At 69.0% G+C, this 26,783-nt stretch carries 25 protein-coding genes and 1 tRNA gene; 5 read left to right on the top strand and 21 right to left on the bottom strand.

Annotated features, from left to right (window positions below; translation table 11 throughout):
• Positions 1–30 precede the first annotated feature (30 nt).
• From ABD866_RS12610 to ABD866_RS12535, 16 genes are all read right to left on the bottom strand, one after another.
• Positions 31–1,398, bottom strand: a complete 1,368-nt coding sequence (locus ABD866_RS12610) for an LLM class flavin-dependent oxidoreductase (protein WP_345065561.1) — start codon at positions 1,396–1,398, stop codon at positions 31–33.
• A gap of 47 nt (positions 1,399–1,445) precedes the next feature.
• On the bottom strand, positions 1,446–2,249 hold the full coding sequence (locus ABD866_RS12605; RefSeq protein ID WP_345065558.1) for a MetQ/NlpA family ABC transporter substrate-binding protein: 804 nt from the start codon (positions 2,247–2,249) through the stop codon (positions 1,446–1,448).
• Positions 2,250–2,335: 86 nt separating this feature from the next.
• Positions 2,336–2,974: a methionine ABC transporter permease gene (locus tag ABD866_RS12600; protein ID WP_345065719.1), complete on the bottom strand. Its 639-nt coding sequence runs from the start codon at positions 2,972–2,974 to the stop codon at positions 2,336–2,338.
• 28 nt (positions 2,975–3,002) lie between these two features.
• Positions 3,003–4,043, bottom strand: coding sequence for a methionine ABC transporter ATP-binding protein (locus ABD866_RS12595; protein WP_345065556.1), 1,041 nt, complete (start codon positions 4,041–4,043; stop codon positions 3,003–3,005).
• Positions 4,040–5,377 carry a sulfatase family protein gene (locus ABD866_RS12590; protein ID WP_345065553.1) on the bottom strand — a complete coding sequence of 446 codons (1,338 nt, stop codon included), beginning with the start codon at positions 5,375–5,377 and terminating at the stop codon, positions 4,040–4,042. Before ABD866_RS12590 ends, ABD866_RS12595 begins: the two co-directional genes overlap by 4 nt.
• 42 nt (positions 5,378–5,419) lie before the next feature.
• Positions 5,420–6,436 carry a tripartite tricarboxylate transporter substrate-binding protein gene (locus tag ABD866_RS12585; protein ID WP_345065550.1) on the bottom strand — a complete coding sequence of 339 codons (1,017 nt, stop codon included), beginning with the start codon at positions 6,434–6,436 and terminating at the stop codon, positions 5,420–5,422.
• Between the two features lie 20 nt (positions 6,437–6,456).
• Positions 6,457–6,672, bottom strand: coding sequence for a TOBE domain-containing protein (locus ABD866_RS12580; protein ID WP_345065547.1), 216 nt, complete (start codon positions 6,670–6,672; stop codon positions 6,457–6,459).
• A gap of 44 nt (positions 6,673–6,716) precedes the next feature.
• Complete coding sequence (locus ABD866_RS12575) at positions 6,717–7,517, bottom strand: ATP-binding cassette domain-containing protein (RefSeq protein WP_345065543.1); 801 nt, start codon at positions 7,515–7,517, stop codon at positions 6,717–6,719.
• Between the two features lie 11 nt (positions 7,518–7,528).
• Positions 7,529–8,377 (bottom strand): aliphatic sulfonate ABC transporter permease SsuC, encoded by an 849-nt coding sequence (gene ssuC / locus ABD866_RS12570; protein ID WP_345065541.1) that lies wholly within the window; start codon positions 8,375–8,377, stop codon positions 7,529–7,531.
• Complete coding sequence (locus tag ABD866_RS12565) at positions 8,374–8,745, bottom strand: VOC family protein (RefSeq protein WP_345065539.1); 372 nt, start codon at positions 8,743–8,745, stop codon at positions 8,374–8,376. The genes ssuC and ABD866_RS12565 overlap by 4 nt, the downstream gene beginning before the upstream one ends.
• 16 nt (positions 8,746–8,761) lie before the next feature.
• Positions 8,762–9,931 (bottom strand): FMNH2-dependent alkanesulfonate monooxygenase, encoded by a 1,170-nt coding sequence (ssuD, locus tag ABD866_RS12560; RefSeq protein WP_345065536.1) that lies wholly within the window; start codon positions 9,929–9,931, stop codon positions 8,762–8,764.
• On the bottom strand, positions 9,928–10,890 hold the full coding sequence (locus ABD866_RS12555; RefSeq protein WP_345065534.1) for a sulfonate ABC transporter substrate-binding protein: 963 nt from the start codon (positions 10,888–10,890) through the stop codon (positions 9,928–9,930). The genes ssuD and ABD866_RS12555 overlap by 4 nt, the downstream gene beginning before the upstream one ends.
• 94 nt (positions 10,891–10,984) lie before the next feature.
• Positions 10,985–11,986, bottom strand: a complete 1,002-nt coding sequence (locus tag ABD866_RS12550; protein WP_345065532.1) for a sulfonate ABC transporter substrate-binding protein — start codon at positions 11,984–11,986, stop codon at positions 10,985–10,987.
• Between the two features lie 16 nt (positions 11,987–12,002).
• On the bottom strand, positions 12,003–12,137 hold the full coding sequence (locus ABD866_RS12545) for a hypothetical protein (protein ID WP_345065529.1): 135 nt from the start codon (positions 12,135–12,137) through the stop codon (positions 12,003–12,005).
• A gap of 113 nt (positions 12,138–12,250) precedes the next feature.
• Positions 12,251–12,835: an NADPH-dependent FMN reductase gene (ssuE, locus tag ABD866_RS12540; RefSeq protein ID WP_345065526.1), complete on the bottom strand. Its 585-nt coding sequence runs from the start codon at positions 12,833–12,835 to the stop codon at positions 12,251–12,253.
• Between the two features lie 35 nt (positions 12,836–12,870).
• Positions 12,871–13,890, bottom strand: a complete 1,020-nt coding sequence (locus ABD866_RS12535) for a sulfate ABC transporter substrate-binding protein (protein WP_345065524.1) — start codon at positions 13,888–13,890, stop codon at positions 12,871–12,873.
• A 283-nt stretch (positions 13,891–14,173) separates the two neighbouring features.
• Between ABD866_RS12535 and ABD866_RS12530 the strand changes: the two genes are divergently transcribed.
• Complete coding sequence (locus ABD866_RS12530) at positions 14,174–15,238, top strand: class I SAM-dependent methyltransferase (protein WP_345065521.1); 1,065 nt, start codon at positions 14,174–14,176, stop codon at positions 15,236–15,238.
• A 112-nt stretch (positions 15,239–15,350) separates the two neighbouring features.
• Here ABD866_RS12530 and ABD866_RS12525 read toward each other — a convergent pair.
• Positions 15,351–15,426, bottom strand: a tRNA-Arg gene (locus ABD866_RS12525).
• Between the two features lie 259 nt (positions 15,427–15,685).
• Positions 15,686–16,336, bottom strand: a complete 651-nt coding sequence (locus ABD866_RS12520; RefSeq protein ID WP_345065518.1) for a TetR family transcriptional regulator — start codon at positions 16,334–16,336, stop codon at positions 15,686–15,688.
• A gap of 206 nt (positions 16,337–16,542) precedes the next feature.
• Between ABD866_RS12520 and ABD866_RS12515 the strand changes: the two genes are divergently transcribed.
• From ABD866_RS12515 to ABD866_RS12500, 4 genes are all read left to right on the top strand, one after another.
• The gene (locus ABD866_RS12515) at positions 16,543–17,880 is read left to right on the top strand and encodes an efflux RND transporter periplasmic adaptor subunit (RefSeq protein WP_345065515.1); all 1,338 of its coding nucleotides are present in this window, start codon (positions 16,543–16,545) and stop codon (positions 17,878–17,880) included.
• A gap of 13 nt (positions 17,881–17,893) precedes the next feature.
• Entirely contained in the window at positions 17,894–21,052 is a 3,159-nt protein-coding gene (locus tag ABD866_RS12510) for an efflux RND transporter permease subunit (protein WP_345065512.1), read from the top strand.
• Entirely contained in the window at positions 21,039–22,469 is a 1,431-nt protein-coding gene (locus ABD866_RS12505; protein WP_425549591.1) for an efflux transporter outer membrane subunit, read from the top strand. Before ABD866_RS12510 ends, ABD866_RS12505 begins: the two co-directional genes overlap by 14 nt.
• Before the next feature lie 167 nt (positions 22,470–22,636).
• Positions 22,637–23,500 carry a c-type cytochrome gene (locus ABD866_RS12500; protein WP_345065509.1) on the top strand — a complete coding sequence of 288 codons (864 nt, stop codon included), beginning with the start codon at positions 22,637–22,639 and terminating at the stop codon, positions 23,498–23,500.
• A 361-nt stretch (positions 23,501–23,861) separates the two neighbouring features.
• On the opposite strand, the gene ABD866_RS12495 is transcribed toward ABD866_RS12500, so the two are convergent.
• The 3 genes from ABD866_RS12495 to ABD866_RS12485 form a co-directional block, all read right to left on the bottom strand.
• Positions 23,862–24,401, bottom strand: coding sequence for a DUF2946 family protein (locus ABD866_RS12495; protein ID WP_345065507.1), 540 nt, complete (start codon positions 24,399–24,401; stop codon positions 23,862–23,864).
• Positions 24,402–24,462: 61 nt separating this feature from the next.
• Positions 24,463–25,443 carry a YheT family hydrolase gene (locus ABD866_RS12490; RefSeq protein WP_345065504.1) on the bottom strand — a complete coding sequence of 327 codons (981 nt, stop codon included), beginning with the start codon at positions 25,441–25,443 and terminating at the stop codon, positions 24,463–24,465.
• Positions 25,444–25,498: 55 nt separating this feature from the next.
• Positions 25,499–25,948 (bottom strand): YybH family protein, encoded by a 450-nt coding sequence (locus tag ABD866_RS12485; RefSeq protein ID WP_345065501.1) that lies wholly within the window; start codon positions 25,946–25,948, stop codon positions 25,499–25,501.
• Positions 25,949–26,783 lie beyond the last annotated feature (835 nt).

The following is a 26,783-nucleotide window of genomic DNA, read 5'->3' as shown; positions in this document are numbered from 1 at the left end:
ATACGGATCAGGGGGCGGATCAGCGGTCCATCAGGCTGCGGCCAGCGCCGTGGCGTTGCGGGCAGCCGCCGCCGGGTGGACGGGCCGTGGCAGGCCCAGGTGCTCGCGCAGCGTGCGGCCCTGGTAGCGGGTGCGGAACAGGCCTCGGCGCTGCAGCTCGGGCACCACCAGCGTGGCAAAGTCTTCCAGCCCGTGCGGCAGCGTGGGCGACAGCACGTTGAAGCCGTCGGCCGCACCCGTGCGGAACCAGTGCTCCAGTTCGTCGGCAATCTGCACGGGCGTGCCCACCAGCGTCCAGTGGCCGCGGCCGGTGGCCACGCGCTGCGAAAGCTGGCGCAGCGTGAGCCCTTCGCGCTGCGCCAGGGCGTTGAACAGCGCATGGCGGCTCTTCCAGCCCTCGCCCACGGGCAGGTCGGCCGGGAAGGGGCCGTCGAGCGGGTAGTGCGACAGGTCCACATGGCCCAGGAAAGCCGACACCAGGCCCACGCCCACCACGGGGTCGATCAGGCTCTGGAGCTGCTCGTACTTCTCGCGCGCCTCCTGCTCGCTGCGGCCTACATAGGGCGACACGCCGGGCAGGATCTTGAGCGCGTCGGGCCCGCGCCCATGAGCGGCCAGCCGCCCCTTCAGCGACTGGTAGAAGGTCCGCGCCTCCTGCACCGTCTGCTGCGCGGTGAACACCAGCTCGGCCGTGGCGGCGGCCAGCTCCTGCCCGTCGTCAGACGAGCCGGCCTGCACCAGCACCGGGTAGCCCTGCGGCGGGCGCGGCGCCTGCAGACCGCCCTGCACCGCAAACTTGCGCCCCTGGTGGTGCACGCGGTGCAGTGCATCGGGCCGGAAGTACTGGCCCGCAGCGGCGTCGCGCACAAAGGCGTCGTCCTCCCAGGTGTCCCACAGGTCGCGCACCACCTGCACGTACTCGTGTGCGATGCGGTAGCGCTCGGCATGTTCGAGCTGGTGCGGCAGCCCGAAGCAGCGCGCCTCGAACTCCGAGCCCGAGGTGACCAGGTTCCAGCCGCTGCGCCCGCCGCTCAGGTGGTCGAGCGTGGCGAACTTGCGCGCCAGGTGGTAGGGCGGCAGGTAGGTGGTAGACACCGTGGCCACCAGGCCGATGCGCTCGGTGGCCGACGCCAGCGCGGCCTGCACGAGCAGCGGGTCGAACAGGTGCGGCGGCGCATTGCGCGACAACACCTCGGGCGGCGCATCGGGCAGGCCCACGTTGTCGGCCAGGAACACGGCGTCGAAATGCGCGGCCTCGGCCAGCTGCGCCCAGCGGCGCAGGTCGGCCAGGCGGGTATGGGCAGCCGGGTCCACCTGCGGATGGCGCCAGGCCGCGAGGTGGTGGCCCACGCCATAGAGGAAGGCGCCCAGGTGCATCTGGCGCGGGGTATCGGACATGGCGGGCTCCTTGAAGCAGGGAACGGTGCAGGACTGGCGCCTGGGCGTCAAAAGCCCGGCACCACTGCGCCCTTGAACTCGGCCTGAATGAACTGGCGCACCGGCTCAGACTGGTAGGCGCGCACAAGCTTGGACACCCATGGCTTGTCCTTGTCCTGTGTGCGCACGGCGATCAGGTTCACGTAGGGGCTCTTCGCGCTTTCCTGGGCAATGGCGTCCTTGCCCGGGTGCAGGCCGGCCGGCAGCGCATAGTTGGTGTTGACGGCGGCGGCGTCCAGGTCGTCCAGTGAGCGCGCGAGCTGTGCCGCATCCAGCTCGACGAAGCGCAGCTTTTTGGGGTTGTCCACCACATCAAGCGGCGTCGCCTTGAGCCCGGCCTCGGGCCGCAGCTTGATCAGGCCCTGGTCCTGCAGCACCAGCAGCACGCGGCCGCCGTTGGTCGGGTCGTTCGGGATACCAAAGCGCGCGCCCTCTTTCAGCTCCTTGAGGCTCTTGACCTTCTTGGAATACAGGCCGATCGGGAAGTTGACCGTGTAGCCCACGGGCACCAGCGGGTAGCCGCGGTCCTTGATCTGCTGGTCCAGGTAGGGCTTGTGCTGGTAGCTGTTGGCGTCCAGATCCCCCGCGGCCAGCGCCGCGTTGGGCTGTACGTAGTCGCTGAATTCGACGATCTGGATCTTCAGGCCGTCTTTCTCGGCGATCTTGCGCACCTGCTCCAGGATCTGGGCGTGCGGGCCGGCGGTGACGCCGATCTTCAGGGGTTTGTCCTGGGCCAGCGCAGGCAGGGCCAGGCCTGCCGACAGGGTGAACAGGCCCAGGGCCTGGACGAGGGTGCGTTTGCGAAGCGTCATGGGAAATATCTCCATCCAAAAGAAGCAACCAAAGAACAAGAAAGGGGGAAACGAAAACGGGGCGTGCGCAGCGCGGGGAGCGGGGCTCAGTGGCGCAGTCGGCGCACCAGCCAGTCGCCCAGGCTCTGCATGGCCTGCACGAATACGATGAGCAGCAGCACGACGGCGAGCATCACCTCGGGCAGAAAGCGCTGGTAGCCGTAGCGGATGCCCAGGTCGCCCAGGCCGCCGCCGCCGATGGCTCCGGCCATGGCCGAGTAGCCGGTCAGGCTCACCAGCGTGATCGTGAGCCCGGCCACGATGCCGGGTACGGCCTCGGGCAGCAGCACCTTGAAGACGATCTGCGAGGTGCTGGCGCCCATGGCCTGCGCGGCCTCGATCAGGCCCGGGTCCACCTCGCGCAGCGAGGCCTCCACCAGGCGCGCCACGAACGGGGCCGCGGCAATGGTCAGCGGTACCACCGCCGCAGCCGTGCCGATGGACGAGCCCACCAGCCAGCGCGTGAACGGAATGATCGCCACGAGCAGGATGATGAACGGCGTGGAACGCACGGCATTGACGATGCCGCCCGCCACCCGGTGGAACGTGGGCTGTTCGAGCACACCGCCCCGGTCGGTCAGGCGCAGCAGCACGCCCAAGGGGATGCCCAGCACCGCCCCGGCCAGGCCCGACAGGCCCACCATCAGCAGCGTCTCCCAGGCCGAGGTGAGGAACAGCTCGCGCAGCGCGGGCGGGAAATGGGTGGTCCACCACTCAAGCACAGGCCACCTCCTCCACACGCACCCCGGCATCGCGCAGGTGGCCCAGGGCCGCCTCGCGCTGCGGAGCCTGCCCGTGGGCCAGCACGGCCAGCGTGCCGAACGGATGGCCCTGCACCTCATCGATCTGGCCGTGCACGATGTTCAGGTCCAGCCCGAAGCGGCGCACCAGATCCGACAGCAAGGGTTGCTCGGCCCCTCGGCCCGCAAACACCAGGCGCAGCAGCCGCGCGTCGGGGGTGGGCTGATCGCCCAGCAGGGCACGCACCCGCGCCAGCACAGGAGCCGGCAGCTCGCGCGGCACCACATCGTCGAGCAGGCGCTGCGTGACCTCGTGCGCAGGCTGGTGAAAGACCTGCAGCGTCTCGCCCTGCTCGACGATCTGCCCGGCTTCCATCACGGCCAGGCGCTGCGCCACCTGCTTGATGACCTGCATCTGGTGCGTGATCAGCACCACCGTCAGGCCCAGCTCGCGCTGGATCTGCAGCAGCAGCGCCAGGATGGACCGGGTGGTTTCTGGGTCCAGCGCCGAGGTGGCTTCGTCGGACAGCAGCACGCGCGGGCGGCTGGCCAGCGCACGGGCAATGCCCACGCGCTGCTTCTGCCCGCCACTGACCTGCGCGGGATAGCGGTCGGCCAGCGCCTGCAGGCCCACGAGTTCGAGCAGGGGCAGCACCCGCGCGCGGATCTCGCCGCGCGTGGCACCGGCCAGCTCCAGCGGCAGGGCCACGTTGTCGTACACCGTGCGCGAAGACAGCAGGTTGAAGTGCTGGAACACCATGCCGATGTCGCGCCGCGCCGCGCGCAACCCGGCCCCGTTCAGGGCCGTGAGTTCCTGCCCATTGACCAGCACCCGGCCCTGCGTGGGACGGTTGAGCAGGTTGATGGTGCGCACCAGCGAGCTTTTGCCCGCGCCGCTGCGCCCGATGACCCCGAAGATTTCGCCCGCGCGCACCTCCAGGTCGATGCCGCGCAGCGCATGCACTGGCCCTTGCGGACCCGCATAGGTCTGGTGGATACCGTGCAGCGCGATCATGCGGCCCCCTCGCGCTGCAGGCGTGCAGGCACGTAGCGGTCGGCCTGAATATCGGGCGTCACCCCGTGCGTGCGCACCTCGGGCGTGATGGGCAGCATGCCGGCGTTCCAGGCCTCCCACTGGGCGCGCAGGCGCGCCAGCAACTCGGGATGGCGGTCGCGCAGGTTGGCCCGCTCACGCTCGTCTTCGGCCAGGTTGAACAGGAAGGCGTTGCCGTTGATCTGCAGGTACTTCCAGTCGCCCTCGCGCACGGCCCGCTGGTCCTGGGCCTTGTAGCGCCAGTACAGGGTGCGCGGCTGTGGGTCGGCGTGGCCGCGCAGCACGGGCAGCAGGTCGATACCGTCGCTCGGATACTGCGGATGCGGCGACAAGCCTGCAGCCGACAGCAGCGTGGGCAGCCAGTCGTGGGTGATGCTCACCTGTGTCTGCACCTGCGGCGCCAGTTGCGCCGGCCAGCGCAGCAGCGTGGGCACGCGCAAGCCGCCCTCGAGCAGCTCGGTCTTCTGGCCCGTAAAAGGCCAGGTCTTGGAAAAGCGCTCGCCACCGTTGTCGCTGGTGAAGACCACGAGGGTGTTGTCTTCGAGCCCCGCATCACGCAGCGCCTGCAGCACCTGGCCCACAGCCGCGTCCAGCGCCTCGACGATCTCACCGTACTTGCGCAGGCTGCCGCCGTCGTAGTGGAACAGGTCGCGCAGGGAACGGGCCACGGCCTCGTCGCCCGGCCCCTCCCAGGGCCAGTGCGGGGCAGTGAAGTGCAGTGACAGCAGAAATGGCCGGTGCTGGCGCTCGGGCGCGCGCAGATAGGCGCTGGCGCGGTCGGCCAGCACCTGCGTGTAGTAGCCCTGCACGGGGGTGCGCACATCGTCGTCCCATACGTCGGGCTCGACGTGATCGCCCACCCCGGGCTTGTGTGTGAAGTAGTCGATGGCCCCATGCAGGTTGCCAAAGAAGTGCCCGTAGCCACTGCGGCGCGGGCCATACAGCGGCGGCAGGCCCAGGTGCCACTTGCCGATCAGCGCCGTGTCGTAGCCCGCGTCCTGCAGCAGTGAAGGCAGCGTTGGATGCTCGGGCGGCAGGCCGAGCCCGGTGTCACGCAGGATGATGGGCTCCTCCAGCCCCGCACGCAGGCGGTACTGGTAGCGCCCGGTCATCAGCGCGATGCGCGTGGCCGAGCAGACCGCCGAATTGGCATACGCCTGGGTAAAGCGCACGCCCTGTGCGGCCAGCGCATCCAGGTGCGGCGTGCGGTGGTCGGTGGCGCCATAGACGCCCAGGTCGGCCCAGCCAAGATCGTCGGCCAGGATGAACAGAATGTTGGGGGGACGGGAAGCCATGCGGGCAAAAATCCTCAATCGCAAACAGCGCTCAATCAGGGCTCAATCGGCCTTGAAGCCCGAGGCTTCGATGACCGGACGCCAGCGGGCCAGATCGGCCAGGCGCAGCTGCTCCAGTTGCTGGGGGCTGCGCGGATCGGGCTCCAGGGCCAGTTCGGCCAAACGGGTGCGCAGCGCAGGGTCGGCCAGCGCGCTGTTGAGCGCACGGTTCACCGCCTCAACCGCCGCAGGGGGCGTGCCCTTGCGCGCCCACAAGCTGAACCAACCGCTCCCCTTGGCCTGCGGGTAGCCCGCTTCGACGATGGACGGCACGTCGGGCGTTTCGGGCGTGCGCCGCTCGGTGAACGTCGCCAGGATGCGCACCTTGCCCTCGCGGTGCAGCGGCAGCAGCCCCGAGGTGGTTTCCACCGCCGATGACAGGCGGCCTCCGACCAGATCGGTGAACAACCCGGGGGCGCCCTTGTAGGGCACATGCACCAGGTCCACACCCGCCGCGCGGCCCAGGAGCAAACCAAAGAAATGCGGCAGGCTGCCGGCCGCCGGACTGCCAAAGTTGGCCTGTGCCGGATGGGCCTTGCGCCAGCCGATGAATTCGCCCAGCGATCGCGCGGGATGCGAGGCCGGGACGGCCAGCGCAAACTGGAAATGCGCAATCAGGCCCACCGGCACAAAGTCCACGGCGGGGTCGTAGCCGGGCTTCTGGAACACGAGCTGCGACAGCACAGGGGTGATCAATGGCGTGATCAGATAGGTGCTGCCATCGGCCGGGGCCGACAGCAGCGCGTGGGCCGCGATCTGCCCATTGGCGCCTGCCCGGTTGTCCACCACGATGCGGTGCGACGGACCCAGCTGGGGCGCGATGCGGTCGGCCAGCAGGCGCGCCAGCACGTCGATGGCGCCGCCCGCGCCGAACCCCACCAGGATGCGCGAGACCTCGGGCACCGGCGAAGCAGCGGCCGCCAGGGCTGGCGCTGCCCAGCCGGGCAGCCCGGCCGCAGCAGCGCCTGCCAGCACGTGCTGCCCCCAGGCACGGCGAGACATCAAGGTACGTGGCGTCATCGACGGTGTCTCCCTGCGGCTCACAGCTTGGCCAGCGAGACTTCGGTGGACTTCACCAGGGCCACGACTTCGGAGCCGACCTTGAGGGCCAGGTCGTCCACCGAGCGGGTGGTGATGACCGAGGTGACGATGCCCCAGGGCGTCTCGACATCGACTTCGGACACGACATCGCCGCGGATGATTTCTTTGACCTTGCCCTTGAACTGGTTGCGGACGTTGATGGCTTGGATGGACATGACAAAACTCCTTGAGGTTGAAAAAGCAAAAAAAGCAAACCGGTTCAGATGGCCCAGCGCAGGCCATGGGCGGCCACACCGGGCCAGGCCGGGTCGGGCGCAGGGGCGTCGGGGATCTGCAGCACGCGGTCGAGAATGCGTTTCTCGATCGCGGCAAACGCCGCATCGCCGCGCGATCGCGGCCGCGGCAGCTCGATGCGTTCGTCCAGCGCAATTGCGCCGTCTTCGATCAGCAGCACGCGGTCGGCCAGGGCCACGGCCTCCTGCACGTCGTGGGTCACGAGCAGCGCGGTGAAGCCGCGTCGCTTCCACAGCCCCTCGATCAGGGCGTGCATCTCGATGCGGGTGAGCGCATCGAGTGCGCCCAGCGGCTCGTCGAGCAGCAGCAGCCTGGGCTGGTGCACCAGGGCACGGGCCAGCGACACGCGCTGGCGCTGGCCGCCCGACAGGCGTGCCGGCCAGTCGCCCAGGCGGTCGCCCAGGCCCACCTGGGAGAGCACGGCTTCGGCATCGGCACGCCGCGCTGCCGGCAGGCCGAGGGCCACGTTGTCGATCACGCGCTTCCAGGGCAGCAGGCGCGCGTCCTGGAACATGATGCGCGTGTCGTCGTGCAGGCCCTGGGTGGGTTGGCCGTCGGCCAGCAGCTCGCCGCCGGTGGGCGTTTCGAGTCCGGCCACCAGGCGCAGCAGCGTGCTTTTGCCGCAGCCGCTGCGGCCCACGATGGCCACGAACTCGCCGGGCTCGATGCGCAGGGTGTTGTGGCGCAGCACCTCGCGCGGGCCGTAGTGCTTGCTCAGTCGGCGCAGCTCCAGCGCCACGCCAGCAGAAAGAGAGGCTTGGGTCATGGCATACCTCCTCATGCGGCCTGGTAGCCCGGATGCCAGCGCAGCCAGAAGCGCTCCAGCGCCCTCGCAAACACATCCGCCAGCTTGCCCAGCAGGGCGTACAGCAGGATGCCCACCAGCACCACGTCGGTCTGCAGAAACTCCCGCGCATTCATCGTGAGGTAGCCGATGCCGGCCTGCGCCGAGATGGTTTCCGCCACGATCAGGATCACCCACATGAGACCGAGCGAAAAGCGCAGGCCCACGAGGATGGACGACAGCGCGCCCGGCAGGATGATCTCCGTGTACAGCCCCCAGCGGCTCAGGCCGTAGCTGCGCCCCATCTCGATCAGCCCCGGGTCCACGTTGCGGATCCCGTGGAAGGTGTTGAGGTAGATCGGGAAGAACACTGCCACCGAGATGAGGAACAGCTTGGCTGCCTCGTCGATGCCGAACCACAGGATGACCAGCGGAATCAGTGCCAGCGCGGGGATGTTGCGCACCATCTGGATGGTGGAGTCGAGCAGCGTTTCGGCCCAGCGCACCGAGCCCGTGAGCAGGCCCAGCAGCAGGCCCAGGCCACCGCCAATCGCCAGCCCCAGCAGTGCGCGGCCGGCACTCACCTTCACATGCGTCCACAGCTCGCCCGACGACGCCAGCCGCCAGAACGCAGTGGCCACATCCACGGGTGCAGGCAGCACCCGGGACGACAGCCAGCCCAGCGACGAGGCCAGCTGCCAGACGACCACCAGCCCCACGGGCACGAGCCAGGGCAGCAGTCGGCGCAACGCAGGCACCAGCCAGGTGGCGCGCCACTGCGCGGGCGCTTCGGGTTCGGCGTGCACAGGCACCGCCGGGATTTCTCGGGCGACAGCGCTCATGCAGCCTCCTGCCAGACGGGTTCGAGCAATTCGATGCGATGGCCTGCAGGGTCTTGCACGTACAGGCGCCGGTGGCCGGGCAGCGGACGCTGCTCGTCGATGGCCACGCCCGCGCGCTGCAGGCGCTGGCGCAGCGATGGCAGTCCCTCGACGCTGAGGGCCAGGTGCACGCCCTCGCCCGGCAAGGGACGCGGCAGGGCCACGAAGTCGATGCGCTGCGCGCCAGCCTCGAAGCGCAGCGTGCCTGGGCGGCCTTCGCCGTCCACGACTTCGCTCAATCCGAGCAGGTCGCCGTAGAAGTGGCGCAGCTCGGCTTCGCGGCCTTTGGCAAAGCCGAACTGCACATGGTCGATGGAATGGATGGCCATGGTGGTCTACTCCTGGTCAGCTCTGCGAGACGCGTGGCACAAACTGGTTGGCCACGGCTTCGCCAAAGGGGCTGTGCAACACGCGGCCGGGCAGCTTGTTCTGCACGGCGCGCGGCAGCAGCGGAAACACCAGCTCGGCAAAGCGGTAGGCTTCTTCGAGGTGCGGATAGCCCGACAGCACGAAGGTGTCGAGCCCGAGCGCTGCGTACTCCTGGATGCGGTCGGCCACCTGCTGCGGGCTGCCCACCAGGGCCGTGCCGGCCCCCCCGCGTACCAGGCCCACGCCTGCCCACAGGTTGGGGCTGATTTCGAGCGAGGCGCGGTCGCGGCGGGCCCCCTGCGCGTGCAGCGCGGCCATGCGGCGCTGGCCTTCGGAGTCCATGCGGGCAAACGCAGCCTGGGCGCGCTCCACCGTGGCATCGTCCAGTCGGCTGATCAGGCGCTCGGCTGCGTCCCAGGCCTCGGCCTCGGTTTCGCGCACGATCACATGCAGGCGGATGCCGAAGCGCACCGTACGCCCATGGCGCGCCGCACGGGCCCGCACATCGGCCACCTTGCGGGCCACCTCGGCCGGGGGCTCGCCCCAGGTGAGGTAGGTATCCACCTGCTCGGCGGCAAGTTCGTGCGCGGGCTCGGACGAGCCGCCGAAATACACCGGCGGATACGGCTGCTGCACGGGCGGAAACAGCAGGCGTGCGCCCTTGACCTGCAGGTGCTCGCCCTCAAAGTCGAACGATTCACCCGCGTGGCTGCGTGCCAGGATTTCGCGCCAGATGCGGATGAACTCGGCCGACTGTTCGTAGCGCTTGGCATGGTCCAGGAACACGCCATCGCCTTCCAGTTCGGCCCGGTCGCCACCGGTCACCAGGTTGATGAGCAAACGCCCACCCGAGAGCCGGTCGAACGTGGCCGCCATGCGGGCGGCCAGCGCCGGCTGGTGCAGCCCCGGTCGCACGGCCACCAGGAATTTGAGCCGCTGCGTCACAGGCAGCAGGCTGGCCGCCACCACCCACGGGTCTTCGCACGAACGGCCCGTGGGAATGAGCACACCTTCGTAGCCCAGGCTGTCCGCCGCGCGGGCCACCTGCTGCAGGTATTCGGTGCTCAGGGCGCGTGCGCCCTCGGCGGTGCCGAGGTAGCGGCTGTCGCCATGCGTTGGGATGAACCAGAAGACGTTGAGGCTCATACCGCGGCCTCCAGCACGTTGATGCGCTTGGGCAGCAGCTTGAGGTCGAAGAAGGTGTCGGCAATCACCTGCTGCTCCTGCAGGATCTCGCGCGTGATCGGCGTGATGCCGTAGACCGTGCGCGCCACCGACTTGTCCACCACCGTGCGGGGCAAGCCCCACAGGGTGGAGAGTTCGGCCGCAATCGCGCTGCGGTTGCCGCCGGCCCATTGGTCCACCTTGTGGATCTCTTCGATCACCGTCTTGATGACGTCGGCGTTGCGCCCGGCGAAGTCCAGCGACGAGAAGTAGTAGCCGCGGTTGTTCACGATGCCCTGTGCATCGGCCAAGAGCCGTGCGCCCAGCGCGACCTCGGCTGCGGCCAGGAACGGGTCCCAGATCACCCAGGCATCGACCGAGCCCTTTTCAAACGCGGCGCGTGCGTCGGCCGGGGGCAGGAACACCGACTGCACATCCCCGTACTTGAGGCCATGCTTTTCCAGCAGCTTGACCAGGAAGTACTGCACATTCGAGCCCTTGTTGTAGGCGACCTTCTTGCCCTTGAGGTCGGCCACGCTGCGGATGGCCGAGCCCTGCGGCACCAGCACCGCCTCCAGCGCCGGGCGCGGCGGGGTGGCAGCCACGTAGGCCAGGGGCGCGCCAGCGGCCTGCGCAAAGATCGGGGGGGCTTCGCCCACGTCGCCGAAGTCGATGGAGCCCACGTTCAGCGCTTCGAGCTGCACCGGGCCGGCGGTGAACTCGGTCCAGGTGACCTTCACGCCCAGCGGCGCGAGGCGCTGCTCCAGCGTGCCCCGGCCCTTGAGCACGGACAGCAGGCCTTTCTGGTGGCCGATGCGCAGCACGCGCCCGGCCGCCCCGGCCCCTTGGGCATGGGCAGGCAGTGTGGGAAGGGCCAGCGCCGATGCAGCGGCCAGGCTGGTGGCGACAAAGCGTCGCCGGGAGGGTTGCAAACGGGTCATGGAGAGGGCTCCTTCAAGGAAAAACGGGACAACACCGCCCCGCCGCCCCCAAAACGGGGCGGTGCAGCAGGGCAACCAAACAAGGAAAAGGCGGCTAGCGCAGGCTGGCCAGGCGGGCGGCGTCGGGCCGCCACACCAACTCCGCCACGCGCACGGGACGCGGAATCAGCGCCAGGCGGTGAAAGGCGTCGGCCACGCGCTGCTGGTCGGCCACGGTCTCGGGCGTCAACGGTCCGACAGGCGACGGTGGACGGCGCTGGAGGAACAGGCTCACGACCCCGGCATCCAGCCCGCTGAAGTCGGCAATCAGCTTGATGGCCTGCGGGCGCTGCTCTTGGATGAAGCGGTCGGCGCGAGTGAGCTCTTCGTACAGCACTTGCACCGTGTCGGCGTGCTGGGTCGCAAAGTTGCGAGACGCCAGGTAGAACGAGTTGTTGCTGGCCAGCGTGCGGCCTGTGACCAGTGCACGGGTCGGTACCGCCAGTTCGGTGGCCGCGTAGAACGGGTCCCAGATGGCCCAGGCGTCCACGCTGCGGCGCTCGAACGCTGCGCGGGCATCGGCGGGTGTCAGGTACACAGGCTGGATGTCACTCCACTGCAGGCCCGCCTTGTCCACGGCCCGCACCAGCAGGTAGTGGGCACTGGATCCCTTTTGCACGGCAATGCGTCGGCCTTTCAGATCACCCAGGCTGCGCACCGGGGCATCGGCCAGCACCAGGATGGCCGAGCTGTCGGGCTTGGGCGGCTCTGCGCCCACATACAGCAGGTCTTTGCCCGCAGACTGTGCAAACACGGGCGGCGCATCGCCCGTGAGGCCGAACTCGAGGCTGCCCACGGACAGGGCTTCGAGCAGCTGCGGCCCGGCCGGGAACTCGACCCAGCTCACCCGCGTGGTGGGCAGGCGGCGCTCGAGCCAGCCTGACTGCTTGACGATGACCAGGTTGGCGGCCGACTTCTGGTATCCGATGCGCAGCTGTTCAGGCGCGCGGTGGGCAGGTGCGGGGGACTGGGCCTGAGCCTGCGCGGCGGCCAGGCCCCAGGCGCTGGCGGTGACGGCGATCAGTTGCAGGAAGGAACGACGGGGAATCGGTTGCATGGTGACGGTTCTCCAATCAAAGCGCTGCAGACACTGGCTGCGTGAGCAGCACGAACCCGAAGGCGGCGATGACCGCGGCCAGCAGGCGCCAGAGCCAGCGCTCCAAACGCGGTGTCCGGGAGGTGGTCTGTGGCGCTTTCGGTGCGGGCATGGAAGGTCTGCAGCAATACAAGGGATGCGAAGGGCCGGGCCCTGCCGATGCGGGGGCCTGCCAGAGCGGGACGGGGGGAGGAGCGCACCCCCACAGGGGTGCGCCGAGGGGCGTCAGACGCTACATCGCACCTGAGAGAACGCCACGGGCGCAAAGCTCGCGGCCGCCGGGAGCCGCAACGCGTCGTGCACCAGGGTGTGCACAGCGTCCTGGAGGCGGGCCTGGATGTCTTCGCCCACCACGTAGCCGCCCGATTCGCCGCGCGGCACCTGCGCGTCGGTGGCGTACACGCCGGGCAGTATGTGCCGGGCCGACAGCGACTGCAGCACCGGGCGCAGCGCGTAGTCGAGCGCCAGCATGTGGTGCGGGCTGCCTCCGGTGGCCAATGGCAGCACGGCCTTGCCCTTGAGGGCCGTCTGCGGGAGCAGGTCCAGGAACACCTTGAGCACGCCGCTGTACGCAGCCTTGTACACCGGGGTGGCAATCACCAGGGCCTGGGCCCGTTCGACCTGCTGCAAGGCCCGGGCCACCGAGGGGTGGGCCACATCGGCCAGCAGCAGCGCCTGCGGCGCAAGGTCGCGGATGTGCAGGCGGTCCACCGGCACGCGGCGCGGGTCGAGCTGGGCGGCCACGGCATCAAGCAGCGCGGCAGAACGCGACTGTTCCGAGGGACTGCCGGCAATCAGAAGGATGGTCATGGCGGAGCTCCGATGGGTGCGCAAGCGGTACGCGCTTACTTCTTGGTGAAGATCTGGTCGAACACCGCGCCGTCGGCAAAGTGCTGCTTGCTGGCCGCGGCCCAGCCGCCAAAGGCTTCGTCGATGGTGAACAGCGGAATCTTGGGCAATTGCTTGGCGTACTTGGCCTGGGCTTTGTCAGAGCGCGGGCGATAGAAGTGTTTGCCGATCAGGTCCTGGGCCTCTTCGGTGTAGAGGAACTTCAGGTACTCCTCGGCCACGGCGCGCGTGCCCTTCTTGTCCACGTTCCGGTCCACCAGCGTCACGGCCGGCTCGGCCAGGATGGAGAGCGACGGATAGACAAAGTCCACCTTGTTGCCAAATTCCTTTTCCAGCAGGTAGGCCTCGTTCTCCCAGGCGATCAGCACATCGCCCTGGTTACGCTGCGCAAAGGTGACGGTGGAGCCGCGGGCGCCGGTGTCGAGCACGGGCACGTTCTGATAGAGCTTGGCCACGAACTCCTTGGCTTTGGCGTCGCCGCCGTACTTGCGCTTGGCAAATTCCCAAGCGGCCAGGTAGTTCCAGCGTGCACCGCCCGACGTTTTGGGGTTCGGTGTGATGACCTTCACGTCGGCGCGCACCAGGTCGTCCCAGTCCTTGATCTGCTTGGGATTGCCCTGGCGCACCACCAGCACGATGGTCGAGGTGTAGGGCGAGCTGTTCTGCGGCAGGCGCTTTTGCCAGTCCTTCGGGATCCAGTTGCCGTTGGTGTGCAGCGCGTCGGTGTCGCCCGCCAGGGCCAGCGTGGCCACGTCGGCGTCCAGCCCGTCGATGATCGAGCGGGCCTGCTTGCCCGAGCCGCCGTGCGACTGCTTGATGGTCACCTCCTGGCCGGTCTTGGCCTTCCAGTGGCGGGCAAACGCGGCGTTGATGTCCACGTACAGCTCGCGGGTGGGGTCGTAGCTCACATTCAGCAGGCTCACAGGCGCTGGCTGTGCCTGCACCGGCAGGCTGGTGAGAGGAGCCAGGGTGGCAATGCCCAGCAGGGCAGCGAGAAAGGGGCGGCGGAGGTTCATGTGCGGTGCTCTTCCAAACAACAGGCAGACCCGGATGGCCTGCGGATGTGCGAATGGTCCGCGCTTCGCTTTAGAAATGGAACGAATACGTTTTTGGTTCTATATCGCCAAAACATCTGTAGAACGCAACATCCGGTCGGGCGAACCCGTTCGCCATGCGGCCGCCAGTGCTGCCTGACAGGCGCTGGAAGCCCTGCGCCGCGTATCCCTTATGGCCGTGCGCCCATACCGGAAATGCGGCGCACTGGTAGGGTGTGTAACAAACACACACAAGGTCCGCCCCATGACTGCATCCACCACCGGCCACCCCTGGAATGCCCACACTCCTTGCCCCAGCTGCGGCGAGTCCAGCGCCCGCGTGGTGGCCACGCGCGACGGCAAGACCGGCGAGGCCCTGCTCACCGTGGCCTGCACCGCCTGCGGCTTGGGGCGCATCGACCCAATGCCCACCGAGCAGGCGCTGGCCGACTGGTACAGCCGCCAGTACCGGCAGGCCTACAAGGCAGCAGTGCAGCCTGCCCTGCGCCATGTACTGCGCGCCGGGCGCAATGCGCTGGACCGCTGGCACTGGCTGGCGCGCATGCAGCCCGTGCTGGCTGCGCCTGAGGCGGGGCCGGCGCGCAACAGCCTCGACATCGGCGCGAGCAGCGGCGAGACCGTGGCGCTGATGCGCCACCTGGGCTGGCACGCCACCGGCATCGAGCCGCATCAGGGATACGCCCAGCACGCGCGCGAGGCGCTGGACCTGCCGGTGCGCTGCGGCACGCTGCTCGAGCAGATCGAGCACACGCCGTCGGCCTCGCAGCAGCTGGTGACCATGTTCCATGTGCTCGAACACCTGGCCGACCCGCTCGCCGCGCTGCGCAAGATTGCGCGCACGCTCGCGCCCGGTGGGCGGCTGTTCATCGAAGTGCCCAACGCCACGCGCCTGTGCTCGCCGCACTACATGTTCTTCCGGGCCCATACGCTGTACTTCACGCAGCCGTCGCTGCACGGGCTCATGCAGCGCGCGGGCCTGCAGGTGGTGGCGGCCAGCGAACCCGATGCCGACAACCTGCGCGTGGTGGTGGAAGTCGCCCCTGCCGCGCCTGCGCTGGCGGCGGTAGCCATCGACCGGGCCGACACACTGGTACAAGCGCAGCAGCGCCGCCGCTGGCTGCCGTATCTGCTGGAGCAACTGCGCACCGCACGACCGCTGCACAAACTGATGGCCCGGCAGGAAGAAAAGCGCACCGCGGCCCGCTATGCCAACGGACGCGAGTTGCTGCAGTCGCTGTACGGCGCACAGGGCGGCCAGCGTGGCAACAGCGGGCCTGCGATGCTATCGGGCCGTGCGTTCAGCGGCTGACGGCCCACGCCCGGTGGCGCGCAACCGTCGCGCCGCCCAGGACCCCCCCGGCAAGAAAAAAGCCCTTGTGGAAACACAAGGGCTTTTGTATCTGGAGACCCTGTACAGAGGGTGGCGCGGCTGGCGGGGATCGAACCCACGACCCTTGGCTTCGGAGGCCAATACTCTATCCACTGAGCTACAGCCGCGCGGGCTGGCACGCCAAGGGCGGCCAGGGGTGCTAGTGTAACCCGAGTCCCGCCGCGGCCGGGGCGGCCACAGGGTCGGTGTGTCAAGGGCTTTGCAGGCGCCCTGCGGCACAGGAGCCCGGGCAGCGGTCGGTTTCAGACAACGCCCTGTTGCTATCAAAATAGGAGCTGCTCGTGCTTGATTTTGCTGAATGAGAGGCCCAAAAGACTTGCAGCCCCCACGGCAGCAGCGCTGCGTGGGGGGGGGGGCGGCGCGTACTCACCCGACGCCGCGCGGGCAGGGCACGTCTGTCCATTGCAGGCCCAAACCACGCAAGAAGGTGTCGCACGCGCCCTGCCCCACGGCGCGCAGGTCGAAGCCGCCTTCCGTCAGCAGCCAGTTGCGGATCAGCCCGTCGAACAGCGCGTGCAAGGCGGTGGCCGCAGCGTCGGCGGGCAATGGGAGTGGGCGACCCAGGGCCTGTTCGGCCAGCGCAAAGTCGCGGGCGATGGCCTCGGTGAAGGCAAGGCTCGCCGTGATGTGGCGATCGCGCACGCCCACCAGCTCGCTCACGTACTCGACACGGAACAGCGCGATCTCGAACACGCGGCGCGTGTGGGCATCGGTGGCCACCTGCTCCAGCAGCACATGCATGACGCCGCGCAGGCGCTGCACCGGGTCCAGCCCGGCGCAGTTGTCGAACTCGCCACATGCCTGCTCCAGCGGCAGGGTCACGCGGTCCATCATGGCGTTAAACAGGTCGGACTTGTCCTTGAAGTGCCAGTAAATCGCGCCCCGCGTGGCCCCGGCGGCCAGTGCGATCTCGTGCAAGGACGCACGCGAGACGCCCCGCTCATGGAACACAGTCTCCGCAGCGTCCAGCAGGCTGTGGCGGGTGGCGTTGGCGTCTTCTTTGGTGCGGCGAACCATGGGGCGAGTGTCTCCTGAGGGCTGCGTGGCCGGGGCCAACCCAGCGACGGCGTCAGGGTCATTATACATTCATGAATGTATGTATAATCCGCCGCTTCCTGTTGTGTTGCTGCGCCGGCCCGTGTGAGGCCTGCCGGCTTCGGGGCTGGGCAGGCACTCCACGTGCCGTGCGCCCTCGCCCGCCTGCACCGCCCGAAAGGATTTGCATGACTCCCCAGCCTGTTCTGTCCGCCGCGCCCCGGGTGCGGCATCTGCCCCCGGCGTTGCGCTGGGCAACCGCCTCGGTTCTGCTGGCCGCGTTGGCCGCCTGCGGCAAAGGGGGCAATGCGCCCCCTGCTGCCGGTGGCGGCGGCGGCATGCCACCCGTGCAGGTGGGGGTGGTCGTGGCCACGCCCGGCGACGTGGGCTTGGTGACCGAGCTGCCCGGCCGGGTTGAAGCCTCGCGCGTGGCCGAGGTGCGCGCGCGGGCAGCGGGCATCCTCCAGCAGCGCCTGTTCCGCGAGGGCAGCGACGTCAAAGCCGGCCAGCCGTTGTTCCGCATCGACCCCGCACCCTACGCCGCCGCGCTGGACAGCGCGCGCGCCAGCCAGGCCCGCGCCGAAGCCAACCTGGCCCAGGCCGCCGCGCAACTGGAGCGCTACCGCCCGCTGGTCGAGGCCAACGCCGTGAGCCGCCAGGAGTTTGTGAACGCCGAGGCCGCGCACAAGCAGGCGCTGGCCGACGTGGCCGCCACCAAGGCCGCGGTGCGCACCGCCGAAATCAACCTGGGCCATGCCAATGTGGTGTCGCCGCTGTCGGGCCGCATCGGCCGCGCGCTGGTGACCGAAGGCGCGCTGGTGGGCCAGGGCGAGGCCACGGCGCTGGCGGTGGTGCAGCAGATCGACCCGGTGTACATCAACTTCACGCAGTCGGCCGCCGAGGCGCTGCGCCTGCGCCGCGCGCTCGAGGCCGGCCAGCTGCGCCGCGCCCAGGGCGCCGAGGCTGCCAGCGTGCGCGTGGTGCTGGACGACGGCACCGAATACGCCCGCGCCGGGCGGCTGCTGTTTTCAGACCTGAGCGTGGACACCGCCACCGGCCAGGTCACGCTGCGCGCCGAAGTGCCCAACCCCAAGGGCGACCTGCTGCCCGGCCTGTACGTGCGCGTGCGGCTGGAGCAGGCACAGGCGACCAACGCCATCACCCTGCCGCAGCAGGCCGTGACACGCACGCAGCAGGGCGATGTGGTGCAGGTGGTGGACGCCGAAGGCAAGGTGAGCCCGCGCACCATCCAGGTCACGCGCGCCCAAGGCAACCGCTGGCTGGTGCAAGACGGCCTGCAGCCCGGCGAGCAGGTGATGGTGGACGGCTTCCAGAAGCTGCAGATGCTGCCCCCAGGCACGCCCGTGAAGGCCGTGCCCTGGGAGCCAGCGGCCGCACCGGGCGCCCCCGGCGCAGCACCCAAGCCCCCCACGGGCGCAGGCGGCGCATCGCCCGCCGCAGGCACTGCCGCCGCGGCGTCCGCCGCCTCGGGCGCACAAGCCCCGGCCAGCGCGGCCGCACGCTGAAGGGAGCCGCACCGTGGCCAAGTTCTTCATCGAGCGCCCCATCTTCGCGTGGGTGATCGCGTTGTTCATCATGGTGCTGGGCGCGGTGTCCATCACCCAGCTGCCGATTGCGCAGTACCCACCGGTTGCGCCGCCGTCCATCGTCATCAACGCGGCGTACCCCGGCGCGTCGGCCCAGACGCTGGAAGACAGCGTGCTGTCCGTCATCGAGCGCGAGATGAACGGATCGCCGGGCCTGATTTACATGGAATCCGTGGCCCAGGCGGACGGCTCGGGCAGCATCACGCTGAGCTTCCAGCCCGGCACCAACGCCGACCTGGCCCAGGTGGACGTGCAGAACCGCCTCTCGCGCGCATCGCCCCGCCTGCCTGCGGCCGTGACGCAGCAGGGCGTGCGCGTGGACAAGGCGCGCAGCAACTTCCTGCTGTTCACCATGCTGTCGTCCACAGACCCCAAGACCAACACGGTGGCGCTGGGCGACTACGCGGCGCGCAACGTGGTGCCCGAGCTGCAGCGCCTGCCCGGCATCGGCCAGGTGCAACTGTTCGGTTCCGAGCGGGCCATGCGCATCTGGCTCGACCCGGCCAAGCTCAACGGCTTTCGCCTGTCGTCGGCTGAGGTGATTGCCGCCATCCGCGCGCAGAACGCGCAGGTGGCCAGCGGCGCCATTGGCGACCTGCCCAACATTGCCGGCCAGGGCATTGCCGCCACAGTGGTGGTCAATGGCCAGCTCTCCAGCGTGGAAGAGTTCGGCAACATCGTGCTGCGCGCCAGCGGCACGGGCGCCACCGTACGCCTGCGCGACGTGGCCCGCATCGAACTCGGCGGCCAGGCCTATGCCACGGCCGCGCGCCTGAACGGCACCCCCGCCGTGGGCATTGGCGTGCAGCTTGCACCCAGCGGCAACGCACTCGAAGCCGCCAAGGCCGTGCGCGCCAAGATGGACGAGCTGTCGCGCTTCTTCCCGGCGGGCATGGAATGGACGATCCCGTACGACAGCTCGCGCTTCATCGAGATCTCGATCACGCAGGTGGCCAAGACGCTGCTCGAAGCCGTGGCGCTGGTGTTCCTGGTGATGTTCCTGTTCCTGCAGAACTGGCGCTACACGGTCATCCCGACCATCGTGGTGCCGATTGCGCTGCTGGGCACGTTTGCCACGCTGCTCGCGCTGGGCTTTTCGATCAACGTGCTGACCATGTTCGGCATGGTGCTGGTCATCGGCATCGTGGTGGACGATGCCATCGTGGTGGTCGAGAACGTCGAGCGCATCATGACCGAAGAAGGCCTGTCGCCGCGCGAGGCCACGCGCAAGGCCATGCGGCAGATCTCGGGCGCGATCATCGGCGTGACGGTGGTGCTGGTGTCGGTGTTCGTGCCGCTCGCGTTCTTCTCGGGCTCCACAGGCAACATCTACCGCCAGTTTGCGGCGGTGATGGTGGCGTCCATCGCGTTCTCGGCCTTCATGGCGCTGTCGCTCACGCCTGCGCTGTGCGCCACGCTGCTCAAGCCCGTGCCGGCTGGTCACCACGAGCGCAAGGGCTTCTTCGGCCGCTTCAACCGCGGTTTTGCAAGCGCCACCCACCGCTACGAAGGCTGGGTGGCGCGGCTGCTGCGCCGCGCGGGCCGCACGCTCATCGTGTACGCGGCCATTGTGGGCGCGGCCGTGGTGCTGTACCAGCGCCTGCCGACCTCGTTCCTGCCCGCCGAAGACCAGGGCAACCTGATCGTGAACGTGCAACTGCCACCGGGCGCCACCCAAGAGCGCACCCTGGCCGTGATGCAGCAGGTGGAAGGCTTCATGCTCGCGCAGCCCGAAGTGCAAAGCATGGTGGGCGTGCTGGGCTTCAGCTTCTCAGGCCAGGGGCAGAACGCGGCGCTTGCGTTCGTCACGCTCAAAGACTGGGCCGAGCGCCAGGAGCCCGGCCAGAGCGCCCAGGCCGTGGCACAGCGGGCCTTTGGCGCGCTCATGGGCGTGCGCGATGCGTTCATCTTCCCGCTGAGCCCGCCGCCCATCCCCGAGCTGGGCAATGCCAGCGGCTTCAGCTTCCGCCTGCAAGACCGCGGCGGCCTGGGCCACGACGCGTTGATGAACGCCCGCAATCAATTGCTGGGCATGGCCAGCAAGAGCCCGGTGCTTGCCCAGGTGCGCCCCGACGGCCTGGAAGACGCACCGCAGCTGCGCATCGACATCGACCGCGACAAGGCCGCGGCGCTGGGCGTGACGTTTGACGCGATCAACAGCGCGCTGTCCACCGCGCTGGGGTCGAGCTATGTCAACGACTTCCCCAACCGGGGGCGTCTGCAGCGCGTGATCGTGCAGGCCGATGCGCCCGCACGTATGCAGCCCGACGACCTGCTGCGCATCGACGCCGTCAACAGCCAGGGCAAGCCCGTTCCGCTGTCGGCCTTTGCGACCACGCAGTGGGTCAAGGGCGCGCAGCAGACGGTGCGCTACAACGGCTACCCGGCCATCCGCATCTCCGGCGCGCCCGCACCGGGCTACAGCACGGGCGCGGCCATGGCCGAGATGGAACGCCTGGCCGCACAGTTACCGCAAGGCTTCGGCTACGAATGGACTGGCCAGTCGCGCGAAGAAAAGCTCGCGGGTGCGCAGTCGCTCATCTTGTATGGCTTCGCGGTGCTGGCGGTGTTCCTGTGCCTTGCAGCGCTGTACGAGAGCTGGTCGATTCCGCTGGCCGTGATCCTGGTGGTGCCGCTGGGCGTGCTGGGCGTGCTGCTGGCCACGCTGTTGCGCGGTTATTCGAATGACGTGTATTTCCAGGTCGGGCTGATCACCATCATCGGGCTGTCGGCCAAGAACGCGATCCTGATTATCGAGTTCGCGAAAGACCTGCATGCACAAGGCAAGAGCCTGGTCGACGCCGCACTCGAAGCCGCGCACCTGCGCTTTCGCCCGATCGTCATGACCTCGCTGGCCTTTGGCCTGGGCGTGGTGCCGCTGGCGATTGCCACGGGTGCCGGCTCGGCCAGCCAGCGTGCGATTGGCACGGGCGTGCTGGGCGGAATGATCACCGGCACGGTGCTGGCCGTGTTCTTTGTGCCGGCGTTTTTTGTGGTGGTGCGCAGCCTGTTCAAGGGCAGCGCACGCCAGCACGAACACGACCTGCGCCACGCGCAGGAAGCTGGAGTGGGAAACCATGATGAAGTCTGACCCCCGCCGCCTGCTGCGCGGCATGGCTGCGCCCCGCGCAGCGCTCTCGTTGATGGCCGCGGCCGTGCTGGCGGGCTGCGCCTTCACCCCGGCCTACGAGCGGCCTGCCGCCCCCGTGCCCGAGCGCTATGCCCAGTCCCCCGAGGCCGCAGCCGCCGCCCCGGCGCTCGACTGGCGCCGCTACTTTGCCGACGCCACGCTGCACACGCTGATCGACACCGCCTTGGCCCACAACCGCGACCTGCGCGTGGCCACGCTCAACGTGCAGCAGGCGCAGGCGCAGTTCCGCATCCGCGAAGCCGACCGCCTGCCCACGGTGGGCCTGGCGGCCAACGCCAGCCGCGCTCCGGCCACGGGCAGTGGCGACCTGACCAACAGCTTCAGCGTGGGCCTGGCCATCAGTGCGTGGGAAATCGACTTCTTCGGCCGCCTGGCCAGCCTGCGCGACCAGGCGCTGGCCCAGTACCTGGCCACGCGCGAAGGCCGCGACGCCGCGCAGTCCTCGCTGGTGGCGGCCGTGGCCCAGGGCTGGCTGGCGCTACAGGCCGACGAAGAGCTGCTGGCGCTCACGCGCCAGACCCTGGCCACGCGTGAGGAGTCGGCCCGGCTTATGCGCCTGCGCTTCGAGGCCGGCGCCTCGTCTGAACTCGACTGGCAGCAGGCCGTGGGCCTGCAGCAGGCCGCGCTGGCCACGCTGGCCCAATTGCAGCGCCAGCGCGCCCTGAACGAGAACGCCCTGGCACTGCTGCTGGGCCAGCCGCTGCCACCCGCCGCGCGCGAGGCGCTGGCCGCGCGGCGGCTGACGGCGCAGCCCGACCTGGCCACGCTGCCGGCCGGTCTTCCCTCGGACCTGCTCACGCACCGGCCCGACATCCGGCAGGCAGAGCAGCAGCTCATCGCGGCCAATGCGCAGATCGGCGCAGCCCGGGCGGCGATGTTCCCGCGCATCAGCCTGACGGCCCAGGCGGGAACGGCCAGCCGCGAACTGGGCGACCTGTTCAGCGGCGGCTCCTGGGGCTTCACGCTGGCGCCGTCGCTGCTGCACACGCTATTCGACGCGGGGCGCAACGCGGCGCAGCTTGACGCGAGCCGCGTGGGGCGCGAGATCGCCGTGGCGCAGTACGAAAAAACCATCCAGACCGCCTTCCGCGAGGTGTCGGACGCGCTGGCGGGCACCGAGACCCTGCGCGCCCAGTCTCAGGCCCTGCAACGCCAGCAGGACGCCGAGGCCGCGCGCATGCGCCTGGCAGAGTTGCGCTTCCAGAATGGCGTGGCCAGCTCGCTGGAGCTGCTGGACGCGCAGCGCTCGCTGTTTGCCGTGCAGCAGTCGCGCGTGCAGGTGCGGCTGGCGCAGCAGCAAAACCAGGTGCTGCTGTACAAGGCCCTGGGCGGCGGCACCGGCCAGCCGGGGGCCTGAACCCGAGGCCAGGCAGCGCCCCCCCCCCGCCCGCCGCCCTTGCGGGCCGGGCCGCGCACAAGCCCGAGCCCGCGCGCAGGCCACCCCGGCCCACGGGCCTGCGCCGCCGGGGTGCCCGATATAATGTAGGGTTGATTGATTCCCGCCCCCGATAACCTGAGGACGTCATGAGCGAACAGCACCACGAAGAAGCCCATACCGGCCCGATCAAGAACCCCAAGCAGTTGCTGCTCGCCAGCTTCTTCGCGTTTGTGGTCCCCGTGTTCGTGATCATCGGCCTCGTGTACTACGTGACGTCGGCCAACAAGCCGGCCGCGGGCGCCGCCAACACCGAAAAGTCGACGGCAGAGCGCATCCAGAAGGTGGGCATGGTGGAAATCCGCGATGCCAACCGTCCGCTGAAGTCGGGCGAAGAGGTGTACAAGGCCCAGTGCGTGGCCTGCCACGCCAGCGGCGCGGCCGGTGCGCCCAAGTTTGGCGACACTGACGCCTGGAGCGCACGCATCAAAACCGGCTTTGATTCGCTGGTGCAGGCGGCACTCAAGGGCAAGGGTGCCATGGGCGCGCAGGGCGGCGGCGACTTCAGCGACGTGGAAATTGCCCGTGCGGTGGCCTTCCTGGCCAACGGTTCAGGCGGCAAGTTTGCAGAGCCGGCTGCGCCTGCGGCAGCGGCTGCAGCACCTGCAGAAGCGGCACCTGCCGCAGCGGCGGCTCCGGCCCCCGCGGTGGTGGCCGCTGCAGCCCCCGCACCCGCACCTGCTGCGGCGCCTGTGGCGGCCACGGCGGTCAGCGCCAATGGCGAAGCCCTGTACAAGCAGGCCTGCCAGGTGTGCCACGCCGCTGGTGTGGCCGGCGCGCCCAAGCTGGGTGACAAGGCCGCCTGGTCGGCCCGCCTGGGTGCTGGCGTAGACGGCCTGACGGCTGCCGTGATCAAGGGCAAGGGCGCCATGCCCCCCCGCGGCGGTGCCGGTGGCGCACCCGACGCCGACATCCGTGCGGCCGTCGAATACATGGTGGCCACGGTCAAGTAAGCGCTTTCAGCAGGCCCAGGCCTGTTGTTCAGCCCGCAAGCCGACCTCTGGGTCGGCTTTTTTCATGATGGCTTGGCTGCACGGGCAAAGGCAGCAGACATTGGTGCAGGCAACGGGCGGTCGGTCCCACCCTGCCAGTGCATGCAGCCGCCCTGCATGCGCTAACGCTTCGGCGCTGCGGACAACCAGAGTTCAAGCAGGCTGCAGCCCAGCAAACTCAAGCACAAGCCGCTATGTATTTCATAGCATCGCATTGATCTTTGGCGATGCCTTGGCGGCCACGCACCTGCCACTCGCTGCACAAGTCCGCCACCGACGCACATGGGCCCGCAGCGCCGGGCCAGCCGATGGGACGTGAGGCCTATGCAGGCCCACGCACCGCCTGCAGCGCCTGCGGGCTGCGCACGAAGCCAAAGCGCGCGGGCAGGTCGCTACCAGCCATCTCCTGCGGCGTCCAGCGGCCCTGTTCCACAGCGTCGGCCACGGCGGCCATGTCGGCGCTGTGCACCAGGCCAAAGCCGATGTCGGTGTCGAGGTAGAAGTGCCCTGCTTCATCTAGCCATGCGCTGCGCACCTGCGCGGGCTGCCCGGTGTGCGACTGCACACCGCCATCCGGCTGCAGGCGCCAGATGTGGGGCGTGGCCTCCAGCTCGACATACACGCGCTGCGGGCCATTCTGGAAAAACCAGCAGCCCTGCGCGTCGGGCTCGTAATTGCGGTGGATGAAAGCGATGAGCTTCTCGTGCGCAAGCAGCGTGCCCCGGCTGTGTGCAAACGGGCCCAGCGCCTGCGTGGCGTCGTCCCGCAGATACCAGCGGCCGCGCACATCCAGGCCCAGCCAGCCGTAGCAGGCGGGCACGTTGGGCCATTTGGCCAGGGCTTGCTTGACGATGTCGTCCATGGCGTTGATTGTGCCCGGCGGCGCTGCGGCGCGTGTGGGCCAGGGCTTCGGCCGGTGTGCGTCAGAGGCGCTGGGCGAGCCAGTCGCACACCTGGGAGGGCATGGCCCGCACATGCCCGGGCGGCCGCCCCTGCGGAAAGCCGACATGCCCGCCATGCCGTGGCTGCCAGAGCGTGACGCAGGGACCCACATCGGCGCTGCGCGGCAGGCTGTGGGCGGGCACGAAGGGGTCGTTGGCGGCATTGACCACCAGTGCCGGTATGCGGATCTGGTGCAGCACGGGCTTCGCGGCGGCGCGCGCCCAATAGTCTTCGGTGTTGCGAAAGCCGTGCAAGGGAGCGGTGAAGACGTTGTCAAACGCGTACAGGTCGCGCGCGGCCAGCAGCGCATCGCGGCTGAACAGGCCCGGGTGCTGGTCGAGCTTCTGCAGCGCCTTGGGCACCATGGTGCGCAGGAACATGCGGGTGTAGACCTGCCGGTTGAAGCCGCGGCCGATGGCATCGCCGCAAGCCGCCAGATCGAGCGGCGAGCACACCGACGCCACGGCGCGCGCTGTGGGCGCTGCGGCGCTTCCGTGCTCGGCCGCCCAGCGCATGAGTGCGTTGCCACCCAAGGACACGCCCACGGCCAGCAGCGGCCCGGCGTGCTGGCGGTGCAGTCGGCGCAGGATCCAGTCGATCTCGGCATGGTCGCCCGAGTGGTAGGCGCGCGGTGCGTGGTTGAGCTCACCACTGCAGCCTCGAAAGTGCGGTACCGCAAAGTGCCATCCGCGCGCGCGCGCCACATCGGCAAAGGCCTCGCTGTAGTGGCTGCGCGACGAGCCCTCGAGGCCATGGAACAGTACCAGCAGCGGTGCGTCGGCGGCGGCAGGCTCAGTGCCGGCGGGGCGCAGGTGGTCCACGTCGATGAAGTCGCCGTCCGGCGTGGTCCAGCGCTCACGCCGGTACTGGGGCAGCGGCCCCTGCACGCGACGCGACCACAGCGCGGGCCAGATGGTTTGGAGCTGCCCTCCGGGAAGCCAGCGCGGCGCTACATAATTCATAGCTGGTTGTGCTTGTCTGTGGGTCGTTTCAGGCCATTTTCGCCTGAAAATGCGCTCAATGCAGCCAGGTGCCGGTGGGGCTGGACGGGGCACCTTCCAGGTCTGTGCCAGGGCTGGCGTGGTGCGCCACCATGCGCCAGCCTTCAGGCGTCTTCTGGTACACATTGGTGGCGAGGATCTGCGCCCCATGCCGCCCATCGGGCAGCAGCACTTCGATGGCCTCGCACACACTGTGTACGGCGCTGGTCAGCGTCTGGATGCGGCGCACCCCCGAAATCTTCACGTGCAGGCTGCCCTGCGCAAAGATGGCTTCGAACGCACCGCGGATGGCTGCCGCCCCCAGCAGCCGCGCGCCGCCCGGATGCACGCAGACGATGTCGTCGTCGTCCGCCCAGCAGGCCATCAGGCGCTCTACGTCGCCGGCCTGCAAAGCTTCATAGAACGCGGTCTCCACGTCGTCGGCAGATCCGCCAGACATGAGCGCGGCGGGGCGGTGGTGGGCCATGGTGAAGGCAGAGCGGTGCGATGGGGCGCTCATTGTGCAGCGCGCTGCGCGCACCCTGCCCGTTTGGGGGTATGCGCTCAGGGATGGGGGTGGCAGGTCTTTTCTGGCCGGCCATACGGCATGCACCGTCGCGCGTGCTTGTGGGTGGCTGCGCACGCGCGGCGTGCGTGGTTTCGGCCCGCGGGGCCTGATGCGCCGGTGCTCGCTCGCCGTGGGGAGAGCATCGGCGTGCCTGTGCCTGTGCCTGTGCCTGGGCCTGGGCCTGGGCCGATGCAGTGTGAGCGCAGAAATCGAGCCTCCTGCCAACGACAAGCCGCATTGCCCACGCCGACGGTGCGGCCGAAGGTCGCAGCGTTCCGCCTGTTACGCACAGCGCGCTGGTGGGTACGCGCGTGCCCGGCAGGCAGCGGCTTCCGGTCAATGATGCCCAGTCGCTCGCCTGGCGTGTGCAACGCTGGTGCCATTTGAGCGCCGTTCAGACGACCTTTGCTGCTTTGCGGAGGTGCTGATCAGTGCAAGGCACCTGACGATGGAGTAGGAATGCGTTTTGTGCGCCGGAACTGGTGCGCATGGACGCAACAGATCGTTTCGATAACAGACACTATCAGGCCGATTGAGGCGTTCGATTGTTCGCGCTACCGAAACAGTCAGTTCGCGACTGAGTGGTTTTTCTCTGAACGAGGTCGGCGTACAGTTCATCCCATCGATGAGCCGAACCGCAAGGCGACTCACCGAACCCGCAGTCCCAGGGCCACGCGTCCCGCTTCTGCGGCTTTCTGTAAGACGCTTTTTGACAAGGACCTGCATCATGAACTTCGCTCGTATCGCTTCCATT

Origin of the sequence: Acidovorax lacteus, assembly GCF_039540375.1 — a bacterium.
Lineage (GTDB): Bacteria > Pseudomonadota > Gammaproteobacteria > Burkholderiales > Burkholderiaceae_C > Acidovorax_G > Acidovorax_G lacteus.
Note: the sequence above shows the minus strand (reverse complement) of the source record. Positions and strands in the feature narration are given on the sequence as shown.

Excerpts from the sequence above, each read along its gene's own strand:
- ABD866_RS12610 (WP_345065561.1), bottom strand. The coding sequence starts at position 1,398 with ATGTCCGATACCCCGCGCCAGATGCACCTGGGCGCCTTCCTCTATGGC.
- ABD866_RS12605 (WP_345065558.1), bottom strand. The coding sequence starts at position 2,249 with ATGACGCTTCGCAAACGCACCCTCGTCCAGGCCCTGGGCCTGTTCACC.
- ABD866_RS12595 (WP_345065556.1), bottom strand. The coding sequence starts at position 4,043 with ATGATCGCGCTGCACGGTATCCACCAGACCTATGCGGGTCCGCAAGGG.
- ABD866_RS12590 (WP_345065553.1), bottom strand. The coding sequence starts at position 5,377 with ATGGCTTCCCGTCCCCCCAACATTCTGTTCATCCTGGCCGACGATCTT.
- ABD866_RS12585 (WP_345065550.1), bottom strand. The coding sequence starts at position 6,436 with ATGACGCCACGTACCTTGATGTCTCGCCGTGCCTGGGGGCAGCACGTG.
- ABD866_RS12580 (WP_345065547.1), bottom strand. The coding sequence starts at position 6,672 with ATGTCCATCCAAGCCATCAACGTCCGCAACCAGTTCAAGGGCAAGGTC.
- ABD866_RS12575 (WP_345065543.1), bottom strand. The coding sequence starts at position 7,517 with ATGACCCAAGCCTCTCTTTCTGCTGGCGTGGCGCTGGAGCTGCGCCGA.
- ssuC (WP_345065541.1), bottom strand. The coding sequence starts at position 8,377 with ATGAGCGCTGTCGCCCGAGAAATCCCGGCGGTGCCTGTGCACGCCGAA.
- ABD866_RS12565 (WP_345065539.1), bottom strand. The coding sequence starts at position 8,745 with ATGGCCATCCATTCCATCGACCATGTGCAGTTCGGCTTTGCCAAAGGC.
- ssuD (WP_345065536.1), bottom strand. The coding sequence starts at position 9,931 with ATGAGCCTCAACGTCTTCTGGTTCATCCCAACGCATGGCGACAGCCGC.
- ABD866_RS12555 (WP_345065534.1), bottom strand. The coding sequence starts at position 10,890 with ATGACCCGTTTGCAACCCTCCCGGCGACGCTTTGTCGCCACCAGCCTG.
- ABD866_RS12550 (WP_345065532.1), bottom strand. The coding sequence starts at position 11,986 with ATGCAACCGATTCCCCGTCGTTCCTTCCTGCAACTGATCGCCGTCACC.
- ABD866_RS12545 (WP_345065529.1), bottom strand. The coding sequence starts at position 12,137 with ATGCCCGCACCGAAAGCGCCACAGACCACCTCCCGGACACCGCGTTTG.
- ssuE (WP_345065526.1), bottom strand. The coding sequence starts at position 12,835 with ATGACCATCCTTCTGATTGCCGGCAGTCCCTCGGAACAGTCGCGTTCT.
- ABD866_RS12535 (WP_345065524.1), bottom strand. The coding sequence starts at position 13,890 with ATGAACCTCCGCCGCCCCTTTCTCGCTGCCCTGCTGGGCATTGCCACC.
- ABD866_RS12530 (WP_345065521.1), top strand. The coding sequence starts at position 14,174 with ATGACTGCATCCACCACCGGCCACCCCTGGAATGCCCACACTCCTTGC.
- ABD866_RS12520 (WP_345065518.1), bottom strand. The coding sequence starts at position 16,336 with ATGGTTCGCCGCACCAAAGAAGACGCCAACGCCACCCGCCACAGCCTG.
- ABD866_RS12515 (WP_345065515.1), top strand. The coding sequence starts at position 16,543 with ATGACTCCCCAGCCTGTTCTGTCCGCCGCGCCCCGGGTGCGGCATCTG.
- ABD866_RS12505 (WP_425549591.1), top strand. The coding sequence starts at position 21,039 with ATGATGAAGTCTGACCCCCGCCGCCTGCTGCGCGGCATGGCTGCGCCC.
- ABD866_RS12500 (WP_345065509.1), top strand. The coding sequence starts at position 22,637 with ATGAGCGAACAGCACCACGAAGAAGCCCATACCGGCCCGATCAAGAAC.
- ABD866_RS12495 (WP_345065507.1), bottom strand. The coding sequence starts at position 24,401 with ATGGACGACATCGTCAAGCAAGCCCTGGCCAAATGGCCCAACGTGCCC.
- ABD866_RS12490 (WP_345065504.1), bottom strand. The coding sequence starts at position 25,443 with ATGAATTATGTAGCGCCGCGCTGGCTTCCCGGAGGGCAGCTCCAAACC.
- ABD866_RS12485 (WP_345065501.1), bottom strand. The coding sequence starts at position 25,948 with ATGGCCCACCACCGCCCCGCCGCGCTCATGTCTGGCGGATCTGCCGAC.